Consider the following 25,151-nt stretch of genomic DNA (forward strand, 5'->3'; position numbering starts at 1 on the left):
AACAATCGCGTCGGGAATTTAGCTTACCCAGACTAGATAGGGCAATTTTGAGGCTGTGGCTCGAATTTGGTCGGTATCTTGGATCAGTTGTCCGCAGCTATCCCAGGTTCCCGACATCAGCATTTGCCGCGAACCTTCATCCATAAAAACGGGAGCGCTAAAATCTCCGCAGCGAACTTGCATGGTTTCTAGATCGACGGACATAGAAGCTTGGGGATTTTCTCGTAGCAACGCTTGTAGTCGTTCGATCGCCTTCGGTTCTGCGATAAGGCAAGGAACGCCATTCGCCACGCAATTGCCAAAAAAGATTTCAGCAAAACTTTCGCCGACGATCGCTTGAATTCCCCATTTGATAATCGCTTGGGGAGCGTGTTCTCGCGAAGACCCGCAGCCAAAGTTAGCGTTGACGACTAAGATATTGGCACCTTGGTATTGAGGTAGATCGAAGGGATGCTGTCCGCTAGCTTGGGCGCGATCGTCGGCAAAAACCTGCGCTCCTAGCCCGTCAAAGGTCACGCAGCGCAAAAAACGCGCGGGAATAATGCGATCGGTATCAATATCATCTCCAACTAAAGGAATTCCTCGTCCTGAAATCCGTTCACTCTTGCTCATGGAATAATACGCTGAATTTAATTGTTACTATCATCGCAAATAATCGCTACGCTGAGGCCTTGGGATTTAATCGCTGCTCAAGGCAGACACGATCGCTTGTTGGCTTGCGGTTCGATAAACTTGCTCTAAGTATTGCTCTACCGCCTGCGCGTCAGCATAGGCTAACGGAATCCTGCCCAAAAGATTGAGGACAGTTTTACCGTCAGCGGGAGGAACGATTGCCACCAGCGAAGAGTCTAGCGGCTCGTCATATTGCCAGAATTGTTCGATATTACTTGTTTTTTGGGGTTTTTTACCAATTTCTGGCTTCTGGACGGGCGGGTTTTCCACATTAACTGTCGGTAAGTCGGTTGAGTTTCTAGATAAACCCGCCTCTACGGCTGACTCCTGACTCCTTAGCTGCCGGAGGGCTTCGAGAATCTGTTCTTTTGTGCGTCCTCGGAGTTGAAAGAGAACGAACGGATCTTCGCTAAAGCGATCGCCCAATTGATAGTAAACCGCACCGATATGCTTGCAGGGATTGGCTTTATCGGGACAGTTACAGCGGGAATGAATATCCGATAGGGTAAAGGGAAACAAACTCAATCCATTGGCGGTAAAAACTTCTTCAATCTTGTCGGGCATTTCTCCCGCCAACAATTGAGCAGAAAAAATTGCTTTTTGAGACAGAGTATATATGACGTAATTCCAGTCTTCATCGGTAAACGGATCGAGGGAGAGGGAGACTTGATAGGGTTCTGGTTCGCTTCCCTGTACCTTTGCCAAAACCTTAGCCCCTTCAAATTCGATATTGAGGACGTTTCCTTCCCTGGCATAAATTCTGGCTCTTTCCAGGCGTTTTTTAAAACGGTAGGAATCGAGCAATTCTAACCAACGCTGTACCCACCAGGGAGAATTGCCAATCGTAAATTCTGAATTTTGAATCATATTTATTGACTGTTGTCGATCGGTTGTTTGAGTTCTCTGGCTTTATAAAAAGTTTCTAGGCTCTTGCGATCGCCGACATATCGCCAGTGCCAGGGTTCATAACTCACTCCTTGAGGATTATTGGGTGGAAAGGACAATTCAAAACTGTAGCGATTGGCGTTGTTTTTTAGCCAGCGAAAGGCAGGGGTTTTCTCAAAACTAACGCTGAGATTAGTTGCGGGCGATCGCCCATCGCCAAGATCGATCGCGTAACCCGTGTGATGTTCGCTATAACCGGGAGGAGCGCTAACTTCTGCTCGCTTACTTGCTTCTTGATTGCGCTGTTGCTTGACTTCAAAAAAAAGACGATTTTGTTCTCTAACCGAACGAAATCCGGAAATAGGAGTCAAAATAATGCCATCCGCTCTTGCTGCTGCCTGTAATTGCAAGAATGCCTCTGCTGCCGCCAAGCGCATGCGAATGCGACCGTCGGGCGTTATCGCTTTCAACTCCGATTCGGGGGCTTCTTCATAAGGAAGATGACCCAAAACGTTTTCCACTGGTTTGCTAGTTGGCGTTGGCGCAGGGGTGGTTGGGGTAGGGGTAACGGTGGCAGCAGACTTTTGGGGCACTTTAGCGGGAGAACGAAACAACAATACTCCTACGACAATCGCTAGCATCCCCAGTCCCAATGAGAAGCCAATGAGAAATAGCGGCAACGGTCGCGACGATTGTTTGCTTTTTGGGCTGTCTCGCAACGCCTCTGGAATCTCGTCCATACTCCCCCACCAAATCATCTCATTCCTAATTTAGCGGAATTTCTGTAGCGATATCATTGACGGGCGACTCCATCCTGACGCGCTGCCTGTTGAACCGCGGCAGAGACAGCAGTTGCGACTCGCGGATCGAACACCGAGGGAATAATATGTTCTCGGTCGAGATTGCCACAATGAACCAGAGACGCGATCGCCTTGGCAGCTTCTAGGTACATATGGTCGGTAAAGGTTTTAGCGCGACAATCTAACGCGCCGCGAAAAACACCGGGAAAAGCGAGGACGTTGTTGATCTGATTGGGATAGTCGCTGCGTCCGGTTGCCATGACTGCCACATCATTTTTTACCAGTTCGGGTTGAATTTCGGGAATGGGATTAGCCATGGCGAAGACAATGGGATCTTTTGCCATAGAACGAACCATTTGGGGCGTTACCACTCCAGGAACGCTCACGCCCAAGAAGACATCGGCATCTTTGAGGGCATCGGCAAGGTTTCCGCTAGCTTCAACGGCAAATTCTTGTTTCTGAGGAGTGAGATCGGTACGTGTTTTGGAAAGAATGCCTTTAGAGTCGCACAGCCAGATATCAGTCGCTCCAGCTTGGCGCAGAAGGCGGGCGATCGCGATGCCTGCGGCTCCCGCTCCATTGATGACGATTCGCACGTCTTCGATGGGCTTGCCGACGAGTTTGAGGGCATTAATTAAGGCTGCTAGCGTGACGATCGCCGTTCCGTGTTGGTCGTCGTGAAAGACGGGAATATTGAGTTCCTGGCGCAACCGTCGTTCGATTTCAAAGCAACGGGGAGCGGCAATATCTTCTAGATTGATGCCGCCAAAGACGGGAGCGATGTTTTTAACCGTTTCCACGATTTCATCGGTGTCTTGGGTTGCCAAACAGATGGGAAAAGCATCCACGCCAGCAAATTCTTTAAAGAGCATGGCTTTTCCTTCCATGACTGGCAGGGCAGCTTCGGGCCCCAAGTTTCCCAGTCCGAGAACGGCGCTGCCATCGGTGACAATGGCGACGGTATTGCTTTTGATCGTTAGGGAAAAAACTTGAGCGCTATCGTGGGCGATCGCTTCACAGATCCGTCCCACCCCAGGCGTGTATGCCATCGCCAACTCGCACTGAGAGGCGAGGGGAAATCGACTGACAATCTCTATTTTGCCACCGCGATGCAGGTCGAAAGTGCGATCGGAAACTTCCAGGACTTTGATATCCGGTAGTGCTTTAATGGCAGTGACGATTTGTTCGGCATGTTCCTCGCTGGCAGCATCGACTGTCAGTTCTCGCCGAGAGATTTTTAAGTTGCGATCGATCAGAGAAATCTGTCCGAGACTGCCACCCACTTTTGCGATCGCTTGGGTGACAGAGGCTAAGCTTCCGGCTTGATTGGGTAGTTCGATCTGAAGCGTTAGGCTATAACTAGGATTAGGGGTTAAATTGACCATTTTGCTGATGGATGATGCCTGCTTGCTGAAGGCGGATAAATAGTAGCTTATAGATAAATCTTAGTATTAGCGATCGCGAAAGCGTATACTTGCAAGCCTTGTTCGATCGATAGATCTCTAGTCAAAATCTTCTTCCCGCCCAGAAATTCATTTCTTGGCTAATAGGAAAAGTTCTCTTAAGAGGACTTTCGCTATTAGCTTGGGAATGAATTCCCAAGCTGATGCCAGTCTAATCAACCGCCACTAATTTTTGCCTTGTATCCCAATCCTATTAGAATTTGCAAAATTTTTTGTTGATGTTCTCCCTGAATTTCTAAGGTATTTTCTTTAACTGTGCCACCACTGCCGCATTGAATTTTTAATTGTTTTAGTAACTGTGCCAAAGTTTCTGGCTTACACTGAAAGCCACTAATAATCGTCACAGTTTTTCCTTTGCGTCCGGATTTGGAAGCCTGCACTCGCAAATTTTGTTGGTTAGGTGGTAACTCTGGAACCGCTCTTTCTAGAGCTTGAGAATTATCTGGATTGCCAAATTCTTGGTAGACAATTCGATTTTTAGAAGACTGATTTTTAGAAGACATGATAGCCAGTTAAAAATTTAGTAGCAAAAATTGTTGGTTTGCGATCGCGACAAGGAAAAGCCTCGATAACTTCGGTTTTTTCCACTCATTATAAAAAATGCCATAAAAAATCCTCCGTACCATAACAGCCGGAGGGTTTTTGAAACGATGTAGATCTCTTATGCTTTGTCGCCGAAAACTTGGGTTTTAATTGCTTCAAACTCGGCAAGCAATTCTCTACGAGTTTCTGATTTTAAGAGATAGCGCCAAACAAACCAAGCCGTGTATCCTATGCCAACCAGTTCCAGCAAAGGTGCTAGCAGGGGTATATCATTAACTGCATCGAGGACAGCTAGCGTGATTTTGACGGTAATGATACCCAGAACAAAGAGTCCAATGACAATCAGGAATTGCTTGTTTTCGGCATAAAACTGACCGATATAATCCGGAACTTTAGCAACCACCTCCATAACGGGTTCTACCCATTCTCGCCAAGGGCTATCGGTAGAAGGTGCTTTTTTTTCTATCTGTCCTCCAGAGCCAAGCTTAATACCTAGATCCTGTTTTGTGCTTTCTTGGGATTCCATATTGACCTATCCTCAATGTAAGATTAGATATTTTATAACAAGAGTCAGACAGACGCACTGACGAGCGAACTGACTGACTTTGCCCATATTATCAGACACTTTCGATCGCGCGATCGTTACAAGTCGCTAAGTATTTACAATTAGTTAGTTAAAAGACACGAAAACCCAGAAGTCTCTGGATTTTCGCCCGCTTGCTCCCATCGAGTGTTTTAACTAGCGAACGCTAGCAGGCAGATAGCTGTCAATGGCTTGACGAAATTCACTCTTTTGCTTAACCCCTCTAAATTCTTTGAGCAATTCTTTGTCCTTGAATAATTGTACGGTTGGCGTTCCTACTACATGAGCGGCTTTGGCAATTTCTGGGTCGGCTTCAATGTCAATTTCGACAAAGTGAATCTTGCCGTCGTACTCGTCTACCACTTTATCTAAAATTGGCTTGAGGGTGCGACAAGGACCGCAGGTAGGGGAAACATACTTGACCACAATCAAGCGGTCGCTTTCATGGAATAGCTTGCGCAGTGCAAATCCCCCAACGTGGCGCGTGGCATTGATGTCGAAGGTTTCTTCCGTATCTGCCACCGCTTCTTTCTCTTGTGTCTTGACAGGCTGTTCCGATTCGGGTTTTTGATGGTATTCCTGAATCAGATGATTGGCAGAGAGCCAGCGTTCTGCGGTTAGCGCCGCCATACATCCAGTCCCCGCTGCCGTGATAGCTTGACGATATTCGTGGTCTTGCACGTCTCCAGCCGCATAGACTCCCTCGACGCTAGTTTCTACCGTACCGGGCTTGACGACAATGTACCCGACGGGATCTAGCTCCAATTGTCCTTTGAATAGGGATGTATTGGGCGTATGACCGATGGCGTAGAATAATCCGCTTACGCGCAGTTCGCTTTCTTCACCCGTCTTATTATTGCGGATTTTTATCCCTTCCATGCGACCCTGGGTTCCAAAGACTTCGGTTGCTTCGGTATTCCAGTGAACCGTTATTTTGGGATTATTCATCACCCGATCTTGCATGGCTTTACTAGCTCGCATTTCCTCTCTACGTACCAACAGATGAATGTGAGAGCCGTATTTGGTCAAATACACGGCTTCTTCAGCCGCAGAGTCGCCGCCGCCGATAACGGCTAATTCTTCATTTCTAAAAATCGGGGTTGCGCCATCGCAAATCGCACACGCCGAAATCCCCTGACTCCAAAACTGTGTTTCACCGGGTAATCCCAACCGCTTCGCCGTCGCTCCCGTAGCAATGATGATACTATGGGTTTTAACTTCCCTCTCGCTCGATCGCACGGTGAAGGGACGCTGGCTGAGATCGACTGCAATTACATCTTCTGTATAGCACTCCGTTCCCCAGCGTTCGGCTTGCGCCTTCATTCTTTCCATCAGTTGCGGTCCCGTAATTCCTTCGGGAAAGCCAGGAAAATTCTCTACTTCTGTCGTCGTCATCAGTTGTCCGCCCGGAATGCCTCCCACCTGAAAACCTTCAAACATGACGGGTTTTAGATTTGCTCGCGCCGCATAGATGGCAGCAGTATAGCCAGCAGGACCGGAACCAATAATAACTAGATTCTCTACAGTTGGGTTTGCCATTACCTGTAACTGAAACTCATAACGACTACGCTTAATAGTATAGCGAATCCCACCACTTTCAGCACAAAATTTTTAAAAGCTGGGTTTACTCTCTAGCTATTGCTGATTCTAACCGAGTTACTTACCCTATTTGTGCTTTTACCCAAGCGCGAAAAGCACTCATTGTTTTATTTCTGCCCTCATTCTTACAGCGATCGAGGTATTGAGGAATGATTTCTCTTAAGGGTAAATTAGGAAAGTTGGGACTAAATTCAGACTCGACATACTTGCCGTTTCGCAACACGTTAATTTGTAAGTTTCCTCGATCGAATCGCCATAATTCGGGAACGCCCAAAGCTTCATAAATACCAGGATGAGTGCGGGAAGTTACATCAATTTCTAGGGCTAAATCAGGAGGCGGATCGATGGTTAAGTCCAGTCGTTTTTTTCCTCTAACTGCTGCTTCATGTTGGATATAAAAGCAGTTATCTGGTTCGATTCCTTTACTGACTAAAGCATTTTTAAAAGTTGTCGATCCCAAAGAAGAAAATTCAAGATCGAGTTCTTCTAAAAGGGCTTTAATCAAATCCCCAATCAATTCTTTATTATTTTCATGTTCTGAGAGTGGGGTCATAATTTCTAATATGCCATTGTCGTAAGCGACTCTAGCGGCACGATGTTCTCCTAAATCCTCTAAAATCGCTTCAAATTCTTGCCAGCTTACATCGTTTAACAACACTCGCTGTCCTGGCGGTACGGTCAGGCGTTTCAATTCCAATAACATGTTTTTATCTCAATTGTTAGAGAGGGCGGTCGCGACTCGCCCTCTGTCGCTAAATTTCTACTTCGTCGGCAAAACTATGTTTGCGGGTAAATTCAAAAGCTCCCGCGATCGACCCCCAAACCAGTTCGTCGGTTTCGGGATCTAAGCCGCGATCGATACTAAACAATTTGTGTTCGTCAACCTCGAAACTATTATCGAGATAGGTTGTCTTGTCGTTGCGAACAACAATGCAGTTTTTTCCTGGCTTGATATATCCCTTGAAACTGCTACCTGTCCAGTCAACAAACATATCGCAACCTTCCATTTTTTCTAAGCGATCGCTTGTCAGTTTTTGCAAGCGTTCCAAGTTGCGAGAAGCCCCAAAAAAATCTTCTTCGTCTTTGACTTTATAGTTTTCTAATTCGATGCGATCGCCCACTACTGCCAATTTAAACACCCGCAAACGATAAGGGGTATCGAGCATAAAATCATAAGCTTGTTCCAGAAATAAGCTTGTTTCCCCCAACAAAGCCAGAGGCAATGGGCGCATGCAGACGCGAATGTGAGCAAACAGAGGAGGATTAGCCCAAGCTTGTTCTTGATTGCTGAAATCTGCTGCCATCCAGCGAGCAAGAGTTTTGATATCGGTTGCGTGAGACATAGTAATTTTGGATTTTAGATTGAGAATTTATGCTCCGGTGAGACGAAATAGGAGAAATTGAGTGACTTGTTCGTTTTTAAAATTATCGTCGCTAACGAGCACTAATGTTTGACTGCCGTCGGGTAACTTTGGTCCGAGGGTCATTCCCTCTAAATTATCGAGGTCGATCCCCAATTCGCCTAAATCTAACAACAATTTTTTCTGTAAGGGGACAACTTTCGCGAGATTTCCTTGAAAACTGAGAAGGCGCGAGGTATCAGTCCCGTTGCTGTTGACGACTTGATAAATTTTTGCCCCAAAGCCAGATAAGCCTAAAGTTCGCTCTAGCGCGAGAAGATAGCCTTCCCTCTCTAGGGCTGTCAGTTCGCACAATCCATTGGCAAGCGTATCGTTTGAAGCCGCATCGAGCAAATACAAATTCTCTGATACTAAAACTGGTTCGCCGATGGGATTGATAACATAATGTAACAGACGAATCCTGGCGTTTTCTTCGGGAGTTTTTGGCGGACTGTCTTGTAAGAGTGCCGATTCGGTGGCGGTAAACAAGCGGAAGGGATCGTCTTTCATGACGCTGCTTTGCCCTAAAGTTAGGGCTTCAAAGCCCAAATTATCCTGAATGCCGCGAGGTTCTGTCTCAGAAGCTTTCGAGTCTGCGAATAAAAAACGCTGAGGAATTCTTAAATTTTGCAGCAATTTTCCAGTTTTTAAGTCAAATTCGCCAATAAAAGGCTGTATATTTTGCCCGATCGCGCCTTCGCTAGAGATAAATAAGGTTTCTCGTGGAGAAAGGGCGATCCCTTCGAAGTCAATAGTTCCTGGGGGGTAGGTTTCTCCTCGTTCGTTTTTGAGAAAAGTAACTCCTTCGATCTCGATTTTGTCAATATTGACTTTCCCGGTTTCCGAGGGATTGAGGTGGAGATTTAGGGTGTAAAACCGAGCGGGAGCTAGTTGAGAGCGATCGTCAGAAATGGCATAGAAACGATTGGTTTGACGATCGTAAGTTATGGCAGATAAACCGCCTATCGGCGTATCTTGAAACGTTTGTTTGGGGAGCTGATATTCTCCTAAAAATTCTAGGGAAAGATCGAGAAACATTCGTTGTTGGGCACTAACTCGTGGAAGAATTCCACAAGCTGACAATACGAAGATTAAAACGATACCGAGCAATGATTTGAATAATAATTTCTTCATAGGGTGAGTGGTTAGTGGTTGATGGTTACTCCTGAGACTTCCGATTTCTGTCCTACATTAAAATTCCCATCCTAGATTTCTCGTCTTGTTTTCTGGAGATAGATCGGTAATGCCACTGGTATAAGCTTCTTTAATTTTTTCAAAAATAAATTCATAAACCTCTTCAAATTTATTGAATTCATCCCAGAAAAGTTTAAATTCTTTTCCCCAAGGTAAAATCACCACGACATAATTATCCAATATTTTGTCTAAAGTCAAAGAAACATTAACTATTTCTGATGCAAACTTTTCTGGTTGGCTAGGATTTTCATATAAAGTAATCAAAATACTAAAATACATTATGCCGCGCTCGTCGAAGCTAACGTCTGTCTTTTCTACTGGACACTGAAAATAGTCGCTCATTTTCCGGACGAAAGAGTCGACAAAATCCTGACGCATTTGCATCGACTCTAAATAGTCTTTTCGAGCAGCAGCATAAGCTTGACATAGTTCTTCAAATTTAGACATGTTTGACTTTTCTAAGCTATGGTTAGGAAGATAGAATTAACTGATAATCGAATGAGCGATCGCACTTATTTTTCAAGGATACTAAATTCGATCGTGGCTGTTGCTATCATTTTCTTGGAAACGGCGGTTATTCAAGAATATAAAGCCATAGCTCAGTCCGAGCAAACCAATCGCCCCGATCCCTTAGAGCAACCAATTGAAGACTCTTTGCTTCCTTCGAGGAGGCGATCGCTGACTCCTTTTGAAGTACGCCGACTCCGAGAAGCGTTAGATGCTTTGAATGCCGAAGCGCAAGTGCAACTACAAGCAGGAGATGCCAACAAAGCTTTTGAAATTTGGTATCGCGAACTAAGATTGAGAAGAACTCTCGGTCGTCTAGAAGAAATCGACGCGCTAGGAAGAGTCGGACAGATTGCATGGGAGCAAGAGCGAAGTCAGGACGTACAAATTATCACAAAACATTTGAATGTCGTGCAACAGGAAGCCGAATCAGAAGCATCTCTGAGTCCGGAATTATTAAAGGCATTCGCTACAGCTTATCAACAAGTCCATAATATTAATAACTCTATTGAGATTTATCAAAAAATTCTCGACAATGCGCGTCAAGAAAAAGATACTAGCGCTGAAGAGGAAGCTTTAAAAAAACTTGGAGAGCTATATTTAGCAAAGTTTGACTACCCTAATGCTGCCAAAATTTACGAAGAATTATTGAAGCGATCGCAATCTCGATCGAATAGCTACAATGAAGGGATTTATTTACAAAAACTAGCCAAAATTTATAGTCAAGCACTGCGACCTAAAAATGCAGTGCGAATTAAAGAACAACTAGCTGAAAATTATCAGAACAATCAAATTACTCTAGCGTTAGCCGAGTTAAAGCTGGAGATAGGAGCAGATTATGAAACTCTAAAACAACCCGAAAAAGCTTCTCAAAACTATCAAGAAGCTTTTTCATTAGCTTGGTCGCAGCAAGAATATGGAACCGCAGGAGATGCTTTAATAAAACTGGGCAATCTTTATCAAGCTTATAATCAAGATGACTATGCTCTGCAAATTTACCAAGAGTTAATTAAAGTCGAGCAACAATCTTATAATTACTACGGATTGATGCAAACCTACGATCGCATCGGACAAATTTATTTAAAGCAAAAAAACTATCCTCAAGCTTTAACAGCTTTTCAACAAGGTTTAGAAATTGCTAGATCCTTAAAATATAGAGAAGATTATTTTCTCTCACAAATCAAGCAAATAAATAGTCAAAAAATCCCTTAATTTTTATAACCTGTTTGGAAAGTAAATATTATAAAGAAAAAACCTCGGTTACTAGCCGAGGCAAGAGGAGAACTCATTGTCTTTCAGGAGATAGCAAAGTCTAACGGTTAAGCGATCGCTTTAGTTAGGTAGGTTGTTGCTAGTGTAAGCATCCATGCTGTACGCAGGTACGCGCTCTGCATAATTAATGTCGCGTCCGGTAACGGCTTTAGCGAGCTTTTCAAAAGATTCAGATTTCCAGTTGCGGTTATGAATTGGCTTAGTTTGTTCGCCGAGAAAATAAGCTTGGGTGCCAATGATAGATGCAGCAATCCAACCAACTAGAAAGAGGCAAATTAAGATAGTCATTGTTTTTTCTCCTTGATTAATTGTGTTAAGAGTTGAACGTCAAAAATTTAATAAGTTTTTACTAATAATGTTTAAGCTAGCAAACCTAATTTCTTACCGTTGTTTTTTGCCAAACGAATTAGGTTTTGTCTTTCTTTAGATTCGAGTCCGAAACGATTGCAGAAAGCGGTGATAACTTGAGCGTGGAGCGCGATCGCTTTGCCGCGTAGTTGATTGAATTGAGTTTGTCCCATCCGATCGCGGAGCAACATGACCACAGGTGCAAACATTTTTAACTCCTCTGTTCTTTTGTTTGTTTCTCTATGTAAATAAATGTAACAAGTTTATTAAATATTGTAAAGATATATTGACAAAACATTTCGGATACTATTTATAAGCTTTACTTATAATAAATAGGAGAGAGGAAGAGAGAGAGTAACCAATCGCTATATAAACTGGAGCTATGTATCGCTTGTAAGCAAACAGCAATGAATTTAGTCGATCTCGCTTTCACTCCAGCCTTAGAACAAGCGCGACTCATCCGCGATCGCCAGATTTCTCCCCTAGAATTGGTTGAGCTATATTTAGATCGCATCGAGCAATACGACTCTCGATTGGGCAGTTACTTCAGCGTTGCAGCCGAAACCGCTTTAGCCGAAGCGCAAGCCAAAACCGAACAGCTAGCCAACCTCAAAGATCCTGACGCACTGCCCCCTTTTTTCGGCGTTCCTACTGCAATAAAAGACCTCAATTCCGTTACGGGCATGCCTTTGACCTTGGGCGTGGCTGCCCTGAAAGATAAAATTGGTACCTATGATGATGGGGTAGTAGTGCGAATGAGGACGGCTGGGTTTATTATCTTGGGAAAAACGGCTACCTCAGAACTAGGTTCCTTTCCCTATATCGAAGCGCCGGGATTTCCGCCGACTCGCAATCCTTGGAACCCAGATTACACGGCAGGGGGATCGAGTGGGGGAGCCGCAGCAGCCGTTGCTGCCGGATTGTGTCCTATCGCTCAAGGTTCTGATGGAGGCGGTTCGATAAGAGGTCCCGCTACTTGTTGCGGCATCGTTGGCATTAAACCTTCGCGAGGTCGAGTGTCTTGCGCCCCTGTAGGCGATTATCTCAACGGTATTGCTACTAACGGTTCTTTGGCGCGTACCGTCGCCGATGCCGCAGCGTTGTTAGATGTTATGTCTGGATATACTACCGGAGATCCTTATTGGTTGCCCGAACCGGAAATGTCTTTTCTAGAAGCAACTCGTCAAAAACCGAAACAGCTACGCATTGCTTTTTCTGCTGCATTAGCGTCGTTTGGGGAAGCCGCAGACATCTTTCAGCAAGGCATTGAGCAGACAGTCGGGCATTTAGAAGCGATGGGACACATTTTAGAACCCGCCTGCCCCGACATGAGAGATTTAGAGGAACCCTTCACAAAAATTTGGCAAGCCGGAGCTGCGTCAGTCGGAATTCCCTTAGAATTCTTAAGTCCGATTAATCGCTGGAATATCGAAAGATCTGGGTCTGCGGGAGAATATTTACAAGCAGTCAGTCAGATGCAAATTATTTCTCGTCGAATTGTCGCTTTCTTCGAGCAATTCGATGCTCTCATACTGCCTGTCTATTTACATCAACCCATTCGGATTGGCGAGTGGGCAGAGTTATCGCCCCAAGAAACCCTGGACAAAATTATTAACTGGATAGCTCCCTGTCCGCCGTTTAATGCGAGTGGCTTGCCTGCGATCGCCATTCCGACGGGTTTTGATGCCAATGGATTGCCAGCCGGCATTCAAATCGTCAGCAAACCCGCAGCCGAAACGACGATAATTGCTCTAGCCGCTCGATTGGAGGAAGCGAATCCTTGGCTAACTCAGCGCCCGACCTTGTTTAGTGTTTAGTGCTTTTTTGGGAATACTAAGGTTGTCAGTAGTTTCCCATCTAGGAGACGGTAATGCGTCCTAAAACCTTGTTAACGGGGCTGTTAGTTCTAGGATTGCTCTTTGTTGCTGTCGGCGATCGCATCCTTCCCCAACCGCTTAACGATGCGAGTCGAAACGTGCGGACAAGCATCAACCAAATGATGCTGGGATTGTTTCCTAAATCTCGCACAGTCGAAAAACTTGAGAAACGAGAAAAAGAAGTAGAAAATCTCCTCGAGCAAAAAGCACGCCCTAAGTCCAATTAATTCTCATGCAGGAGAAGGGGGAAAGGGCAAAGGGCCAAGAATATTTTCATTTTTCACCCTTTCCCTTGTTTCTAAACAAAAATTACATAAAATTGGGTCGATGGCGAATTAAATTCAAGAATTCTTCGCGAGTTTTCTGATCGTCTTGAAAAACTCCCACCATAGCACTCGTGACCGTCCAAGAACCGGGCTTTTGCACGCCTCTCATCACCATACACATGTGGGTAGCTTCCATGACGACGGCAACGCCTTGAGGATCTAAGATGGTCTGAATTGCTTCGGCAATTTGACGAGTCAGGCGTTCTTGTACCTGAAGGCGGCGGGAGTACATTTCTACAATGCGAGCGAGTTTGCTCAAGCCCACCACTTTTTGATTGGGAATGTAGGCAACGTGCGCTCTGCCCATAAAAGGTAACATGTGGTGTTCGCAGAGGCTGAAGAAATCGATATCCCGTACCAACACCATCTCATTATGTCCTTCGTCAAAGATGGCACCGTTGACCAGTTCTTCGAGGGATTGGGTGTAGCCCTGAGTCAGAAATTGCATCGCTTCTGCGACTCGCTTAGGCGTTTTCAGCAGTCCCTCACGCTCTGGATCTTCGCCAACTGATTCGAGCATCGTTCGCACTGCTTCTATCATTCTGTCTTGGTTTTCTACGGAAGCAGCGTGGAATTGAGCTTCCTGACCGTCGTGAGTATTGCGATCGGGTCTGCTCTTGACGCGTTCTATGAGATTGGGATTTAGAGCATTGGGACGATTCATGCTAGATGAATTGGGACGATTAAAACCGTTAGAAGATGTTATTGTCATGATCGAGCTTTGATAAAAGGCTTACCTGGTTTTGAGATTGCGATCGCTATAAGGTTCCAGCGCTTGGCATGACGGTCATTTCTTCAATGACTGCTTCGGCTGGAAGTTGGGCTACATATAGAATGGCGCGAGCGACGATATCTGGGTTTAGCATGGCTGCGCGATCGAAGTCTGCCCGCACTGTTTCGCTATCCCAAAGCGGCGTATTTACCGCACCCGGATAGATGTTCGCAACTCGAATACCGTTGGCTCTTTCTTCGGCTGCTAGCACTTTAGAAAAAGCGACTAAGCCAGCTTTGCTCGCACAGTAGGCTCCCCAACCAGGAAAGGGAGACTGAGCGGCAATAGAAGCCACGTTGATAATCAAGCCATTAGCGCGATCGCGCATTCCCGGCAATACGCCAAGGATGCACTGAAAGACGCTAGAAAGATTGAGGTTAATGACCTGCTGCCAGTCAGCAAGTGTCGTTTCGCTCAGGGGGTTGGTGTAACCGATTCCCGCACTGTTAACTAGAATATCGACCCCGCCAAAATCAGCAGCGATCGCTGCTATCTTTGGTTGTACCTCCTCAAGTTTCGCTAAATCTAGGGAGTATGCTTTAGCTTTAACTCCCACTTCCTTTGCTGCGATCGCGACTGCTTCTAACTTGTCTTGGGAGCGGCCGACTAAGGCTACGTCAATTCCGGCTTTGGCAAAGGCTAAAGCGGTTGCTCTGCCAATCCCGCTACTGGCTCCCACGATCGTGGCTCGTTTTCGATTAGGAGGAGAATTCATATGATACTCCGAGCTACTAAAAACCTAATTTACCTGCGATTGTCATTCAGTCTAAAGTGACCTTCAGATAAGTTTGAAGGCAGGATAAGACCAACCCAATCGCACCATTTTTGTGAGATTAGGGGATTAAGCGGTCAATCATTGAGCATAATGTAAATTCTTTGTTATCTCTCGATTAGGGTAAGGTTAACATCAGAACAAGAGAAAATCCTCCAAGTACACTAACCCTCTATAAAATTTGTCTTTAAATAGCGAGTTACTTGTCTTGCAGATAACGTCTGTTAACATTAATCATTGTTACAAAATGTTACCTCGGTCATTATAACACCCACAGATTGTCTCTCGATAAACTTTTTTCGCTCCGAGAACAAGACTCATCGCTCAGAATTAGCTGTTTTAGCATCATTGGACAGATCCTTAAAAAATGTATATGAAAATAGAGCTTTTTGATCTAATTACGCTACTCACTTTAAAATTGTAATGCTTCCTTCTGATTTATTGATCTATCGATATAAAGGCGAAACAGTCGTTCCCAAGAGATTGCCAATTAACGAGGTTTCGCTAAACTTAGCTAGCGATTGGATTGCTTGCTTTCAAGATGCTTTGGGGAATTCGCAAGGAGAACTCGATCGCCAACTGCAAGAATTAGAAGGCGATAGCCCAGACTATCGCGTCAAGCGGGGATTCGCCCACCTTCTTAAGAATAACTTTTCGACCTTTGAAGTCATCAGTCCTCTCGAACCTCAACTCCTGCGACAGCGAGTGTTTGAGTGCGCTGCTACTACAGCGACTATACCCGAAAATCGCGATCGCACCCTAGAATCTTTAGCCAGTCATCTGAGCCAAGAACTCAATCGCGAAGTTCTACCCAACGAAATCGAAAAAGGACTGTACGCCGACTTACAAGAAAATCGCATCTTTACCCAGTTCGATCCGCCAGCACCAGAAGCCCTGATCCACCTCTACAATCTTTCCCAAGTTCAAGGAATTTTCTATCGCGCCAGTCACATCGTTATCAACGCCCATCGCAACGATCCCGGAGAATATAAATTACTCTTTCGCTATCTCAAACTCTTTCAGTTGATGGCATATATTGAGGGCGATGCCGATACTGGATTTACTATTACTATCGACGGACCGACTAGCTTATTTAAAGCCAGCACGCGCTATGGCTTGGCATTGGCTAAGATGATTCCTGCCTTACTCCACGTCAGCAAATGGAGTTTGAAGGCAAAATTGCAAAGTCGCGATTTTTATACCAATGACATCAAAACTGGCTATTTTGACTTAGATGATAAGTGCGGTCTAGTCACTCACTATCCGCCAGGAAAAACCTATGACTCTATGTTAGAGGCTTCCTTTGCCAAGAGTTGGTCGAAACTAAAAACTGACTGGCGTTTGGAAAGGGAAGTCGATTTAGTTCCGCTGCCAGGCAGCGTCATGATCCCAGATTTTCGCCTCGTTCATCCCGACGGACGCGATTTTTTATTAGAAATTGTTGGTTATTGGCGACCGGAATATTTGCAAAAAAAGTTTTCTCAAGTTCGTCGCGCTGATGCCGATAATCTAATTTTAGCAGTTTCAGAACGGTTAAATCTAGAAAAAGCAGGAATTAAATTTACCGATTTGCCAGCAAGGATTATTTGGTTTAAAGACAAGTTATCTCCTCAAGCTGTGTTAAAAATTTTAGATAAAAATATATAAGTTTTGTTTTCTATAATTACTCAGAAAATAATAGGCTAAAAATGTCGCGATCGCAGCTAGTCGATCGGATTAAATTATTAACTAAATTAGGATTTTGGGAAAGCAGAAAGCTTTGCGCGATCGACCTTTTGCTTTTTTGTTTCGATCCAAGCCTGTTAAGTCTTATATTAATTATCCAAATCCTTGCTACAAATCTCTCCTCCTCTCCCCCCACACTCCCCACACTCTCTCCATCTGTAGCAAGATTAAAAAGAAACGATATTAGCCATCATCTTTAACAACCTGATTACAAGAAGCTTTGATAAGCTGTTTCACCGTGTAAGTGAATTCCGCCTTGGTTACTGGTTTGGTGAGGTAGGCATCGGCTCCCTGCTTCAGTCCCCAATAAAAATCGACATTTTCTCCTTTAGAAGAACACATCACTATGGGCACCTGTCGGGTGGCAGGATCGTTCTTCAAACGACGGCAAAGTTCATAGCCGTTTGGACCTGGCAGAATAATATCTAAAACAATTAAATCTGGTAGTTGGCGCTCGATTTTTTCTAGGGCTTCTTTTCCATTTTTAGCGGTTATAATCTCAAAATTCTCTTTTGATAAATAGCCCCAGAGAATTTCTAAATCGGTTAGGGAGTCTTCAACGATCAGAACTGTCTGCATACTCTTCATATTGAGAAGATTAAATTGAATTTTGAGTGGGATTTTTTGAAACTTTAACGAGAGAAATTAGACTTTCCAATTTTAAGTCAAAATCGCTGCGGCGATCGCCTCTCGATCGAAAAAATTTTTAGAAATTCTTCTCAAGAAGATAAAATAAATTTAATTTGCATTGCATCAAAAATACGATTTCAATATTTATCAAGTTTCTGGTTTTTTCCTAATGAATTTTTAAGTCTTAATGAGGAATTGTTTAGCTAGCCAGCCACCTCAAGAAAAAATAGGGCGCGATCGATGGAGCTTGGAGGGTGGGAACTGCTTTATTATTTCGATTATTGCAAAATAAAGGGAGGGTGTCGTGAAGGTCGCGCTGGCTCGGTTAAATCTAACTCGTTCTGGAAAACAGAGATGTTAATTCGCATTGGTTATGACTTGTTATTTGAGGTGCCGTCGCCTGTTCCCACAATTTTAAAGCTTTATTTGCATCCATCGCAGTTGCCTAACGTAAAAAAATCCGAGCAACTGAAAATTGAGCCAGATACTTGTGTGGAAGAGTTTATCGATGATTTTGGAAATCGGGCGGGTCGCCTCGTCTTGCCAGCTGGGCACGTGCGCTTGTGGAATGAAGCAGAGATCTCAAACGGCGGTCAGCCAGATGCTGTCAATCCGAATGCCCAGCAGCTTCCCGTACAAGAACTGCCGATAGAAGTGCTTCCCTATCTATTCGGTAGCCGCTATTGCGAAGTGGATCGCCTTTCAGAGATTGCCTGGAACCTCTTTAGTCAGACTCCGACTGGATGGGCGAGGGTTCAAGCTATCTGTGATTGGGTTCATGTCAATATTCGTTTTGGCTATGAGTATGCCCGCCCGACCAAAACCGCCTATGACGTTTACACAGAGCGCACCGGGGTTTGCCGCGATTTTATGCATTTAGCGATCGCCTTCTGTCGCTGCTTACATATCCCAGCCCGCTATGCAACTGGCTATCTCGGCGATATTGGCATCCCGCCTCAACCCTTGCCTATGGACTTCAGTGCCTGGTTCGAGGTCTATCTGGACAATCGGTGGTATGTGTTTGATGCCCGCCACAACGTTCCTCGCATTGGGCGTATTTTGATGGCACGAGGTCGCGATGCAGTAGATGTCGCCTTAACCACTTCCTTTGGTCGGGTCAATTTGGAAAAATTTAAGGTTTGGAGCGATGAAATTACCGAAATTCCATCTCTTCAGCCGTCGGTTACTCTGCTGAAGTTAGAAGATTAATTTAGAGGAGGGCTTATGCGTTTTAGCTTTCCTGTTACCCTATCAGCTTGTTGCTTGTTGCACCTCTCCACCGAAGGATAAGTACGGAAATCCGAATTCTTGTTGAAGTGTGGATCGGGTCGCGATCGGTCAAAATCGGTAATTAGGATCCGTTAATCTTAAGAGAAAGCGCTATGACCGTACTCGAAAAAGGCAATATTACTATTCATACCGAGAATATCTTTCCGATTATCAAGAAATCGCTCTACACCGACCATGAAATTTTCTTGCGAGAGCTGATTTCTAATGCGGTGGATGCTATCTCCAAACTAAAAATGGCATCCCTGGCAGGAGAGGTCAAGGGCGAACTCAGCGAACCCGAAATTGTCATTACCGTTGATAAAGAGAACAAAACCCTCTCGGTTTCCGATAATGGCATTGGCATGACTGCCGAGGAAGTTAAGAAATATATTAATCAGGTTGCTTTTTCTAGCGCAGAAGACTTTATTCAAAAGTATCAAAAATCAGCAAACGATCTCATCGGTCACTTCGGGCTGGGTTTCTATTCTGCTTTCATGGTTGCCAAGAAAGTCGAAATCGATACCCTTTCCTATAAAGAAGGCGCTAAACCCGTACATTGGTCGTGCGATGGTTCGCCTGAATTTGAATTGAGCGAATCTTCCCGCACCCAAATCGGAACTACCATCACTCTCACCTTGATGGACGAGGAACTAGAATATCTCGAACCTGCCCGGATCAAACAATTGGTGAAAACCTATTCCGATTTCATGTCCGTGCCCATCAAGTTTGAGAATGAAGCGATTAACAAACAACGGGCATTGTGGAAGGAATCGCCTCAAAATCTCACGAAAGAAGATTATTTAGAGTTTTATCGCTACCTCTATCCCTTCCAAGAAGATCCCCTGCTCTGGGTACACTTGAATACAGATTATCCTTTCCTGCTCAACGGCATTCTCTACTTTCCCAAACTTCGACCCGATGTTGATGTGAGTAAAGGACATATTAAACTCTTCTGCAATCAGGTATTTGTTAACGACCACTGTGAAGAGATTATCCCCGAATTTCTCAGACCGCTACGGGGAGTTATTGACAGTCCCGACATTCCCCTCAACGTCTCTCGCAGCGCCCTAACCAACGATCGCACCGTCCGCCGCATTGCCGATTTCATTGCCAAAAAAATTGCCGATCGCCTCAAATCTCTTTACAACGAAAATGTTGAAGAGTACATTCACTGTTGGCAAGATGTCGGCAATTTCATTAAATTCGGTTCTCTCAAAGACGACAAATTCAGAAAGCAAGTCGAAGACATCCTAATCTATCGCACCACCTACAAAAGTGCCGAAACCGAACAAAAAGCAGACAGTGCGACTCCTACCATTGAAGTGCAAACAGAGGAAGATATCTGGCAAGACGTAACTCCCCAACAGGAAGAGTCGAGCAGTTCTCCATCGACTTACGAAAAAGCCGGATATACTACCCTGAAAGCCTATCTAGAACGCAATAAAGACCGCCACGAAAATCGCGTCTTTTATTGTACCGATGAAGCTACTCAGGCAACTTATGTCGAATTGTATAAAAAACAAGGTCTAGAAGTCCTATTTATGGACTCCTTCATCGACACCAATTACTATATCCCCTTCCTCGAATACGACTACTCCAACGTTAAATTCTCCCGCGTCGATGCGGAACTCGATAAAACTTTACTCGAACAAGATAAAAGCAGCGAAATCGTCGATCCTACTACCAATAAAACCCGCAACCAACAGATTAAGGAACTGTTCGAGAAAGCTATCAATAAGCCCAAAGTCAATATTCGTACCGAATCCCTTAAATCTGACAATCCTCAAGAAACGCCTTCCGCGATGGTACTTTTGCCCGAATCCATGCGGCGATTGCGGGAATTGACGGCTTTGACGCAGCAACAAGAGATGGGATTCCCAGAAGAACACATTCTGTTGATTAATACTTCTCATCCTCTAATTCAAAAGATTGCCCAACTCGCTCAGGGAAGTATCGTGCAAGGGACTGGAGAATCCCCCTCTGGCGAATTGGCGAAGATGCTGTGTCGCCATGTTTATGATTTGGCATTGATAGCACAGAAAGGCTTCGATGCCGAAGGCATGAAAGCTTTTGTGGAACGATCTAATCAGGTGTTAACGAAACTGATGGAGAAAATTTAGTATCCCTTTTTTGGTAGGGCAAGGTATTCCTTGTCCCTACTTTTGGGCTTTTTTATTCAAAACTCAGGTTAAACTAGAAAGGTTGGAAATTGGGTAGAAAACAGATACAGGAGAAATTTTATGTCTCGCAGATGTCAGTTAACTGGCAAAAAGGCGAATAATGCCTATGCCATTTCTCACTCCCACCGCCGCACCAAGAAGCTACAGCAGGCGAACTTGCAGTGGAAGCGGATTTGGTGGCCCGAAGGCAATCGCTGGGTGAGGCTGCGCCTTTCGACAAAAGCTATCAAAACGTTAGAGAAGAAAGGAATAGACGCGATGGCAAAAGAAGCTGGTGTTAATCTCAATAAATTTTAACCAGGTAGGGGCAGGTTTTGAGACCCGCCCTTACAAATTATCGATCGCGATTGGCGCGATCGCGTCGGCAGGCTCGAATCCAAACACGCGAGAATAAAAGTAAAATTCCCCGTCTAAGGCGCATTTGATATTTTCGGCACGACGAAAACCATGTTGTTCGCCCTCAAAAGGAACGTAAGCGACGGGCAATCCTTTCTTTTTCAAAACGTCCACCATCATTTCCGCTTGATTGGGAGGGACGACTCGATCTTCTAGTCCTTGGAAAAAGATAACGGGACAGGAAAGGCGATTGATATGATAAATGGGCGATCGCGTTTCGTAAATAGCTTTCTGTTCGGGATATTTACCAACTAAGCGATCGAGGTAGTGCGATTCAAACTTATGGGTATCCCTTACCAATACCTCTAAATCGCTGACTCCATAATAACTGGCTCCTGCTTTAAAGGTATCTTTAAAAGTAAGGGCAGCTAGGGTTGTATATCCCCCCGCACTACCGCCAGAAATCGCCATGCGATTGCCGTCCGCTTTTCCTTGTCGGACGAGATATTTTGCCGCATTAACGCAGTCGTCTACGTCCACAATTCCCCAGTTTCTATCCAACCGTTGGCGATATTCTCGCCCGTAACCCGTACTTCCTCCATAGTTAACGTCCAAATAGGCAAACCCGCGACTCGTCCAATACTGAACCCTTAAGTTTAAGCTAGCTGAGGCAGCAGCAGTCGGACCGCCATGACTTTTGACCAGTAGGGGAGGTAATTCTCCTTCTGGTGCGACGCAATCTTTATTTTTGGGCGGATAATACCAAGCGTAGGCAGTTAGACCGTTTTCTGTCGGAAATGCGAGCGCTTCTGGGATAGATAAATATCCAGGATCGATTTCTAGATCGCTGGATCGTTTGAGAATCTCTGTTTTCCCCGTCTCCAAGTCTAGTATAACTACTGCCGTTTGTTGTGTTGGCGAACCGCCGATGAAGAGAATTTTATTTTCCCGTACCCGAAGCGAGGAAATGTTATTGTAAGGCGTATCGATAGGTTGGAGTTGTTTGGTATTGGCATCCAAACTAGCTAAATACCAACTTCCATTTTGGGTATAGGTGCAAATAATTCGAGATTCAGAGGCAAATCCGTAGTTAGAAAGTCCAAACACCCAATGAGGGTAGGCAAACTCTGCCTCCATTTCGCACAGAGATTCAATTGTTCCATCTCGATTGTAGCGATAGAGATTCCACCAACCCGTGCGATCGCTAGAAAAATATAACCTCCCGTCGGGCGACCATCGCGGTTCGCCAATAGATTCTTCGGTTCCTCCGGCAATACATGTTGCTTCGCCAAGCGAACCATCGGCATTGATGGTTGCAATCCATAGTTGCGACTCGTCCCAAGGCATATTGGGATGATTCCAACTCATCCATGCTAAATGTGTACCATTGGTACACAAACGGGGAGAAGAATAGAAATCGCTACCCGAAACTAATACCCGAACTTCACCAGTATCTAAATCGACGCTGACTATTGTATTTTCTGGTTCTCTATCTGCTTGCGTATGGTCTTCGCAAATACAAATCAAGCGATTTCGTTGTGAGTCAATGATTGCATCTGCGTAGCGTCGCTTTGATTCTGGTGTTAGGGGTTGCGGTTGGGAACCTCGCGTTTGTTTATAAATCCGTTGGTCGGCAAAATTGGAAAAGTAAATCGTGCCATCGACTATTAGGTATGAACCGCCGCCGTATTCGTGGACGCGAGTACGCACGTTAAAAGGTCGCGGCGTAATATCTGTTACAGTTCCATCAGGAGTGCGCCTGACGAGTACGTTTCTTCCTCCTTCCGTCGGTCGTCCTTCTAACCAATAAATATCCTCGCCATCAAAGGCAACGCCTCCCAGTCCAATCGTTCCTGCGACGATGAGATCTGAGGTAATCGGCGATTTCCAAGAACCATAGGGAGCGGTTTGAGGGGAGGTCATAGTGTAGATTTCTCGATGATGGTTTCGTCTTTTCTACTATTGTTCCAGATTCTGAAGACAGATAGTTCGGGTTCTTGGTATTCTTGTAAAACATTGTTTATTAGCCTTAGACGATTAGGTTAAGCAAATGAAATAACTTACAATTAAATTAGTTGATACTAACAATAACGATGTTAAGCCTAAGCAAAAAAACTTATACTGACGCTTGTAGCAATTTTGACGAAATTTATAATGAGGTCATTGCGACTCGTCAACCGATAGAGATTACTCGTGAAGATTCTGAAAGCGTATCTGTTATTCCGACTGCTGAATTAGAAAGCCTGATGGAGACAGTTTATCTGTTCGAGTCTCATGAGAATGCAGTGCGCCTGTTAAACGCTTTACAAAGAGCAAAAGCTAGAACGAATCAACCAAAAACTCTAGAAGAGTTGCGTCAGGAGTTAGGACTTGACCAAGAAAAAGAAACCCTCTCAGCCTGATGAGTTAGAATCAGAATCTGACTCGATTTTAAAAGAAAATTTAGAACGGGATCTGGTATTTGACGTTAGCTTTCTCGAAGACCTTACTTATTGGGTAAAAACTAATAGAAAAATTTCACTGCGTCTTTTATCTCTGGTGGAAGAGATTAGGCGCAATCCTTTTATAGGAACTGGAAAACCAGAACGGTTGAAGTATCAGGATGGAAATGTTTGGTCGCGCCGTCTGACGGAAAAGGATCGTCTTGTATATTGAGTTAACCTAATATCTAATGCTGTGCTAATTGTGGCTTTCGTCCCTTCAAACCCGTCATCAATTGAAGAGCAAAAATTTTCAACAGTGGCAGATGGTGCAGCATCAATAACCCCAGACGACGCACCGCTACAATGGGCAACCAGTTATTAGAAAATAGCCGATCTAAGAAATCTGTAAATCCTAAAATGGTCAAATTCTCTGGCTTGCGCCAGCGTTCGTAGCGTTTTAAGACGCGAATATCGCCAATATCTTCTTCTTTCTCGCGTGCCTCTTTTAAAACTTGTGCTAGTGCCGCTGCATCTCGAATGCCGAGATTTAAGCCTTGTCCGCCGACGGGATGGCAGCAGTGCGCTGCATCGCCAATTAAAGCCAGTCTGGATTTCGTATAGCGATCGCACTGCATTAACTGTACCGGAAACAAATAGCGATCGCTCGCCATTTCCAATCGCCCCAGCAATCCACCCGTATGATATTCCAGTTTTGCCAAAAATTCCTTCTCGTCCAATTCTTGTAAAGTTTTTGCTCGATCGTGGGGTGCCGTCCAAACAATTTGACAGCGATTTCCGGGTAGGGGTAGAATGCCCATCGGTCCCGCGGGCCAAAAACGTTCAAAAGCCGTCTCGTTAGCAGTAGCTTGGTGTTTAATCGTAAAAGCGACGCACGATTGCCAATATTTCCAGCCTTTTGTTTTAATTCCTGCCAAAGAACGAATTCGCGATCGCGCTCCGTCTGCCCCCACTACTAATTTGGTCCTAATTTGTTGCTGTTCGCCTTCGACTTTTACTGATATTGTCGCGCCAGAGTGTTGATAATCGACTGCTATCACTTCTGCCGGACACAACCAGCTAACGTTAGAACAGTTGGCGATAAACTCTTGCAAAGCTTTTAAGACAACGTGATGTTCGGCAACGTATCCTAGATATTCCGTCCCTAAATCGCTGGTGTGAAATTTGACTATGCCGGGATAATCGGCATCAGATAAGCGAATGTGGCAAAATTTACCAATATAAGGAAATATCTCTTTCCAAATGCCGATTCCCTCAAAAACTCGACCAGAAAGCACGGAAAGCGCGTAAGCTTGTCTCCTTGCGGCTGCGACTTCAAAAGGTTGCGCTTCTATTAAGAGGATTTTGAGCTTAGAATCTTTTAAAGCGGCAGCTAGCGTTGTTCCAACAATCCCTCCGCCAACGATCGCCAAATCGCAATCAAAATTTAAATCGAGGCTCTCCCTTAAATGACTTTGCCGTTCTAACGTCATTTTTTAACGATTTTTTTAGAAAATAAACAAAAATTCATTTTTCTTTGATTGTAAGTTTTTTTGCCTACTTTTTTCAACAGGCAGC

27 protein-coding genes are annotated in these 25,151 nt (G+C 44.7%); 9 read left to right on the top strand and 18 right to left on the bottom strand.

Translation table 11 applies throughout. The annotated features are described in order from the left end of the window. Nucleotides 1-18 precede the first annotated feature (18 nt). The 11 genes from leuD to PLE7327_RS09105 all read right to left on the bottom strand — a co-directional run bounded on the left by leuD (nucleotide 19) and on the right by PLE7327_RS09105 (nucleotide 9,586). A complete protein-coding gene (leuD, locus tag PLE7327_RS09055; protein ID WP_015143546.1) occupies nucleotides 19-612 on the bottom strand; it encodes a 3-isopropylmalate dehydratase small subunit in 594 nt (197 codons plus the stop codon). 66 nt (nucleotides 613-678) lie between these two features. After that, nucleotides 679-1,539, bottom strand: a complete 861-nt coding sequence (locus PLE7327_RS09060) for an SWIM zinc finger family protein (protein WP_015143547.1) — start codon at nucleotides 1,537-1,539, stop codon at nucleotides 679-681. A gap of 2 nt (nucleotides 1,540-1,541) precedes the next feature. Then, nucleotides 1,542-2,297: a D-alanyl-D-alanine carboxypeptidase family protein gene (locus PLE7327_RS09065; RefSeq protein ID WP_041393057.1), complete on the bottom strand. Its 756-nt coding sequence runs from the start codon at nucleotides 2,295-2,297 to the stop codon at nucleotides 1,542-1,544. 53 nt (nucleotides 2,298-2,350) lie between these two features. Next, nucleotides 2,351-3,742 (bottom strand): malic enzyme-like NAD(P)-binding protein, encoded by a 1,392-nt coding sequence (locus PLE7327_RS09070; protein WP_015143549.1) that lies wholly within the window; start codon nucleotides 3,740-3,742, stop codon nucleotides 2,351-2,353. A 233-nt stretch (nucleotides 3,743-3,975) separates the two neighbouring features. Continuing rightward, nucleotides 3,976-4,323 (bottom strand): translation initiation factor, encoded by a 348-nt coding sequence (locus PLE7327_RS09075; RefSeq protein ID WP_015143550.1) that lies wholly within the window; start codon nucleotides 4,321-4,323, stop codon nucleotides 3,976-3,978. 158 nt (nucleotides 4,324-4,481) lie between these two features. After that, entirely contained in the window at nucleotides 4,482-4,889 is a 408-nt protein-coding gene (locus tag PLE7327_RS09080) for a CAAD domain-containing protein (RefSeq protein WP_015143551.1), read from the bottom strand. A 213-nt stretch (nucleotides 4,890-5,102) separates the two neighbouring features. Further along, entirely contained in the window at nucleotides 5,103-6,485 is a 1,383-nt protein-coding gene (gene trxB, locus PLE7327_RS09085; protein ID WP_015143552.1) for a thioredoxin-disulfide reductase, read from the bottom strand. 121 nt (nucleotides 6,486-6,606) lie between these two features. Beyond that, complete coding sequence (locus PLE7327_RS09090) at nucleotides 6,607-7,248, bottom strand: Uma2 family endonuclease (protein ID WP_015143553.1); 642 nt, start codon at nucleotides 7,246-7,248, stop codon at nucleotides 6,607-6,609. A 49-nt stretch (nucleotides 7,249-7,297) separates the two neighbouring features. Beyond that, nucleotides 7,298-7,888: a chromophore lyase CpcT/CpeT gene (locus PLE7327_RS09095; RefSeq protein WP_015143554.1), complete on the bottom strand. Its 591-nt coding sequence runs from the start codon at nucleotides 7,886-7,888 to the stop codon at nucleotides 7,298-7,300. Between the two features lie 27 nt (nucleotides 7,889-7,915). Continuing rightward, on the bottom strand, nucleotides 7,916-9,079 hold the full coding sequence (locus PLE7327_RS09100) for an esterase-like activity of phytase family protein (RefSeq protein ID WP_015143555.1): 1,164 nt from the start codon (nucleotides 9,077-9,079) through the stop codon (nucleotides 7,916-7,918). 57 nt (nucleotides 9,080-9,136) lie between these two features. Beyond that, complete coding sequence (locus PLE7327_RS09105; protein WP_015143556.1) at nucleotides 9,137-9,586, bottom strand: hypothetical protein; 450 nt, start codon at nucleotides 9,584-9,586, stop codon at nucleotides 9,137-9,139. Nucleotides 9,587-9,679: 93 nt separating this feature from the next. Between PLE7327_RS09105 and PLE7327_RS09110 the strand changes: the two genes are divergently transcribed. Then, a complete protein-coding gene (locus PLE7327_RS09110) occupies nucleotides 9,680-10,858 on the top strand; it encodes a lipopolysaccharide assembly protein LapB (RefSeq protein WP_217523358.1) in 1,179 nt (392 codons plus the stop codon). 120 nt (nucleotides 10,859-10,978) lie between these two features. On the opposite strand, the gene PLE7327_RS09115 is transcribed toward PLE7327_RS09110, so the two are convergent. Both PLE7327_RS09115 and PLE7327_RS09120 read right to left on the bottom strand, forming a co-directional pair. Continuing rightward, the gene (locus tag PLE7327_RS09115; RefSeq protein WP_015143558.1) at nucleotides 10,979-11,206 is read right to left on the bottom strand and encodes a photosystem II protein, Psb35-related; all 228 of its coding nucleotides are present in this window, start codon (nucleotides 11,204-11,206) and stop codon (nucleotides 10,979-10,981) included. A gap of 71 nt (nucleotides 11,207-11,277) precedes the next feature. Next, nucleotides 11,278-11,475, bottom strand: coding sequence for a hypothetical protein (locus tag PLE7327_RS09120; protein ID WP_015143559.1), 198 nt, complete (start codon nucleotides 11,473-11,475; stop codon nucleotides 11,278-11,280). Nucleotides 11,476-11,673: 198 nt separating this feature from the next. Here PLE7327_RS09120 and PLE7327_RS09125 point away from each other — a divergent pair, with 198 nt between their 5' ends. Both PLE7327_RS09125 and PLE7327_RS09130 read left to right on the top strand, forming a co-directional pair. Continuing rightward, on the top strand, nucleotides 11,674-13,083 hold the full coding sequence (locus tag PLE7327_RS09125) for an amidase (protein ID WP_015143560.1): 1,410 nt from the start codon (nucleotides 11,674-11,676) through the stop codon (nucleotides 13,081-13,083). A 53-nt stretch (nucleotides 13,084-13,136) separates the two neighbouring features. Then, nucleotides 13,137-13,370, top strand: a complete 234-nt coding sequence (locus PLE7327_RS09130) for a hypothetical protein (RefSeq protein WP_015143561.1) — start codon at nucleotides 13,137-13,139, stop codon at nucleotides 13,368-13,370. Nucleotides 13,371-13,452: 82 nt separating this feature from the next. Here PLE7327_RS09130 and folE read toward each other — a convergent pair whose 3' ends face one another. Then, complete coding sequence (gene folE, locus PLE7327_RS09135) at nucleotides 13,453-14,181, bottom strand: GTP cyclohydrolase I FolE (RefSeq protein WP_015143562.1); 729 nt, start codon at nucleotides 14,179-14,181, stop codon at nucleotides 13,453-13,455. A 46-nt stretch (nucleotides 14,182-14,227) separates the two neighbouring features. Next, nucleotides 14,228-14,956 carry an SDR family oxidoreductase gene (locus tag PLE7327_RS09140; RefSeq protein ID WP_015143563.1) on the bottom strand — a complete coding sequence of 243 codons (729 nt, stop codon included), beginning with the start codon at nucleotides 14,954-14,956 and terminating at the stop codon, nucleotides 14,228-14,230. 480 nt (nucleotides 14,957-15,436) lie between these two features. On the opposite strand from PLE7327_RS09140, the gene PLE7327_RS09145 reads away from it, so the two are divergent. Continuing rightward, nucleotides 15,437-16,660: a DUF790 family protein gene (locus tag PLE7327_RS09145; RefSeq protein ID WP_015143564.1), complete on the top strand. Its 1,224-nt coding sequence runs from the start codon at nucleotides 15,437-15,439 to the stop codon at nucleotides 16,658-16,660. A gap of 261 nt (nucleotides 16,661-16,921) precedes the next feature. On the opposite strand, the gene PLE7327_RS09150 is transcribed toward PLE7327_RS09145, so the two are convergent. Beyond that, nucleotides 16,922-17,317: a PleD family two-component system response regulator gene (locus PLE7327_RS09150; protein ID WP_041391997.1), complete on the bottom strand. Its 396-nt coding sequence runs from the start codon at nucleotides 17,315-17,317 to the stop codon at nucleotides 16,922-16,924. 405 nt (nucleotides 17,318-17,722) lie between these two features. Between PLE7327_RS09150 and PLE7327_RS09155 the strand changes: the two genes are divergently transcribed. The 3 genes from PLE7327_RS09155 (at nucleotide 17,723) to rpmB (ending at nucleotide 21,114) form a co-directional block, all read left to right on the top strand. Then, nucleotides 17,723-18,577, top strand: a complete 855-nt coding sequence (locus tag PLE7327_RS09155; RefSeq protein WP_041393061.1) for a transglutaminase family protein — start codon at nucleotides 17,723-17,725, stop codon at nucleotides 18,575-18,577. A 173-nt stretch (nucleotides 18,578-18,750) separates the two neighbouring features. Then, nucleotides 18,751-20,757, top strand: a complete 2,007-nt coding sequence (htpG, locus tag PLE7327_RS09160; protein ID WP_015143567.1) for a molecular chaperone HtpG — start codon at nucleotides 18,751-18,753, stop codon at nucleotides 20,755-20,757. A 120-nt stretch (nucleotides 20,758-20,877) separates the two neighbouring features. Next, complete coding sequence (rpmB, locus tag PLE7327_RS09165) at nucleotides 20,878-21,114, top strand: 50S ribosomal protein L28 (RefSeq protein ID WP_015143568.1); 237 nt, start codon at nucleotides 20,878-20,880, stop codon at nucleotides 21,112-21,114. Nucleotides 21,115-21,144: 30 nt separating this feature from the next. On the opposite strand, the gene PLE7327_RS09170 is transcribed toward rpmB, so the two are convergent. Beyond that, complete coding sequence (locus tag PLE7327_RS09170) at nucleotides 21,145-23,076, bottom strand: S9 family peptidase (RefSeq protein WP_015143569.1); 1,932 nt, start codon at nucleotides 23,074-23,076, stop codon at nucleotides 21,145-21,147. A gap of 170 nt (nucleotides 23,077-23,246) precedes the next feature. On the opposite strand from PLE7327_RS09170, the gene PLE7327_RS09175 reads away from it, so the two are divergent. Together PLE7327_RS09175 and PLE7327_RS09180 are read left to right on the top strand one after the other, a co-directional pair. After that, nucleotides 23,247-23,555 (top strand): type II toxin-antitoxin system Phd/YefM family antitoxin, encoded by a 309-nt coding sequence (locus PLE7327_RS09175; protein WP_015143570.1) that lies wholly within the window; start codon nucleotides 23,247-23,249, stop codon nucleotides 23,553-23,555. Further along, nucleotides 23,524-23,808, top strand: a complete 285-nt coding sequence (locus tag PLE7327_RS09180) for a Txe/YoeB family addiction module toxin (RefSeq protein ID WP_015143571.1) — start codon at nucleotides 23,524-23,526, stop codon at nucleotides 23,806-23,808. Before PLE7327_RS09175 ends, PLE7327_RS09180 begins: the two co-directional genes overlap by 32 nt. A 13-nt stretch (nucleotides 23,809-23,821) precedes the next feature. Here PLE7327_RS09180 and PLE7327_RS09185 read toward each other — a convergent pair whose 3' ends face one another. Then, nucleotides 23,822-25,066: an FAD-dependent hydroxylase gene (locus PLE7327_RS09185; RefSeq protein WP_015143572.1), complete on the bottom strand. Its 1,245-nt coding sequence runs from the start codon at nucleotides 25,064-25,066 to the stop codon at nucleotides 23,822-23,824. Nucleotides 25,067-25,151 lie beyond the last annotated feature (85 nt).

The organism is Pleurocapsa sp. PCC 7327, from assembly GCF_000317025.1.
Taxonomy (GTDB): Bacteria; Cyanobacteriota; Cyanobacteriia; order Cyanobacteriales; family Microcystaceae; genus Hydrococcus.